The organism is Rhizobacter sp. P3_B12, from assembly GCF_056402895.1.
The window spans coordinates 1-2,095 of the sequence record NZ_JBFUGN010001038.1; the positions used below are offsets into that span (position 1 = coordinate 1).

Below are 2,095 nucleotides of genomic sequence, written 5' to 3' on the forward strand. Positions count from 1 at the left end.
CATGCGGGCACCTCGTCGAGGCGCTCGACGTTGCTGATCGAGCAGCCGGTCAGGTCGTGGGCAACGCGCTGCGCGTGTTCAGCATCGCGAGCCTTGATTTGCACGAAGGGCAGGACGCCCGTGTCGCAAGCGGCCGGGAAGCCGTTGCAGTCCTTGGGGTGGTAGTGGCAGCGGTAACTGCGCGGACTGTCTTGATTGACGCGACCGTGCGTTGGTCTAGCGGTGTGAGGCATCGGCGATCTCCTGATTACCCAAAAACGAATAATCAGTGTTATCCAATTGCGGAACACTGTCAATCCATTTGTGGGTAATGGAGGGAAGAAAAAACCCGCCAACTCTTGCGAGGGGCGGGTCTGCGCGGGATCTTTTGACTGTCAGCCGTCCGACTTCCTCCTGTCGATGCTCACCGTCTGGTGATGCATCCTGCGGTCCGGCCCTCCGTAGCCAACCACGTCAATCCGCTGTCTCACCGCGCGCGCAGGCAGGCGCGGGCCGACATAGTGGATGAACTCAATCTCTGACACATGCTTGGTGATCCGCTTGAAAGCCTCGTTCACGCTCGACAGGATGATGGTGTCACCATGCCGCGCGGCCAGGGTCTTCACCATGACTTCGCCCTCAGTCGTCTTGACCACCACTTCATCCCCCGGATATGGCTCGGTGTTGGGCTCCACAACGATCCACTCGCCCGCCATGATCCGAGGGCTCATGCTGTCCCCCACTACTTGTAGCCCGTAGGCATTCGGGTCTGCCGTAGCAACCTCCAGGTACTGATCTCCATGGCCCACCGCGTGACCGAGTTCGCTCCACTCGCGGTCCGGGGGGCCTCCTTGCGTAGTCCCCACAACCGGGACATCTCGGGCCTGTTTGAGCGGCACCGAGCCGGCAGGCGCAGGAGCGCCTTTGCCGATCGTGCTCGCGGCCTCTTCGCTGAAAAAGATATCGATGGTCTTGCCGTACACCTCTGCGAGTCGCGCAAGGGTGGCGGCGTTCGTTCCCCCCTCGCCATTCAAGATTCGGCTGATGGTGGACTGACCAACGCCTGACACCGCCGCCAGCCCATTGCCGCTGGTCGGCCCCGTGTCGGAGTCGAGAAGTGCCTGCAGTGCCTTAGCGATGCGCGGGTCAGGCGCCACCTTTGTCTTAGCCATATCCGGATAGTGCACGGCTTTCCAATCGATTGGAGGGTAGCTCTGTTTGCATGATTACCCGAAATCAGATAATCTGATGGCTGTCCACACAACGCCGGGCCATCATGCCGATCCAAGACGAGCCACTTCTCGTGGAGCTTCACCGCCGCCTTGCTGCCAGCAAAGGGCGATGGCCTGAGGTGTCCCGAGGCTCCCGTGTCCCGTACTCGACGATCACGAAAATCCATCAGAAAGTGATCGTGGATCCGCGGACGCGAACCACGCAGTCCTTGCTGGACTACCTCAGGAAGCTGCCCGATGCGTCAGTCGGCGCGCCAATGGCGGCCGAGCTCGCCCCATGAGCCGCGATGCAGCGGATCACGCGCTGACTCGCTCTCAAGCTACTGCAGTCCTTCTGGCCGCGAGGGCGGCCGGGCAGTGTGAAGAGACAGCGCTTCTCGCAGCGCTGCTACGAGCTGGCGCGCAGCCGGCACGCCGAGTACCAGTGTGGCAGGGGGTTGGCCTGCTGGTGCGGTCAGCGTCACTTGCAGCGCCCCCAGCGGCCCCATCGGCGACGCGATCTCCGTGAACTCGACGCCCACCTGCGCGAACACCATTTCCACGCTCAGCCCCTCCGCCTTCTTCTCGCTCATTCGATTCTTCCTCGTGCGCTCATTGGTGCGCAGTATGGCTACCAGTGCGCGGTCCATCCATAGCCCCTTCAAACGGCCCATGCCATGAATGTCCAAACCGCAGCGTTCAACCTCGTGCACGACCACCCCGGCGGCACGTCGGCGCTCGCGCCGTTGCTCGGCAAGAGCACCTCGACGCTGAACCACGAGGTCGACCCCAACTACCCGACGRCCAAGCTCGGCCTAGCCGACGCATTGAAACTCACGCTGCTGACGAAGAACCACAGCATCCTCAATGCCTTCGCGATGGCGTGCCACTGCATGGTGGTGCCG

Annotated in this window: 4 protein-coding genes; 1 reads left to right on the forward strand and 3 read right to left on the reverse strand. The window is 62.3% G+C overall.

The window, feature by feature from the left end; all coding sequences use genetic code 11:
- The 3 genes from AC1D01_RS31740 to AC1D01_RS31750 all read right to left on the reverse strand — a co-directional run.
- Positions 1–233 (reverse strand): hypothetical protein (locus tag AC1D01_RS31740; protein ID WP_477873493.1); only part of this gene is annotated, 233 nt, incomplete at its 3' end.
- Positions 234–374: 141 nt separating this feature from the next.
- A complete protein-coding gene (locus AC1D01_RS31745; RefSeq protein WP_477873494.1) occupies positions 375–1,166 on the reverse strand; it encodes a LexA family transcriptional regulator in 792 nt (263 codons plus the stop codon).
- Between the two features lie 365 nt (positions 1,167–1,531).
- On the reverse strand, positions 1,532–1,783 hold the full coding sequence (locus tag AC1D01_RS31750; RefSeq protein ID WP_169675557.1) for a hypothetical protein: 252 nt from the start codon (positions 1,781–1,783) through the stop codon (positions 1,532–1,534).
- A gap of 84 nt (positions 1,784–1,867) precedes the next feature.
- Between AC1D01_RS31750 and AC1D01_RS31755 the strand changes: the two genes are divergently transcribed.
- On the forward strand, positions 1,868–2,095 hold a 228-nt coding region (locus AC1D01_RS31755), incomplete at its 3' end, for a phage regulatory CII family protein (protein ID WP_477873495.1).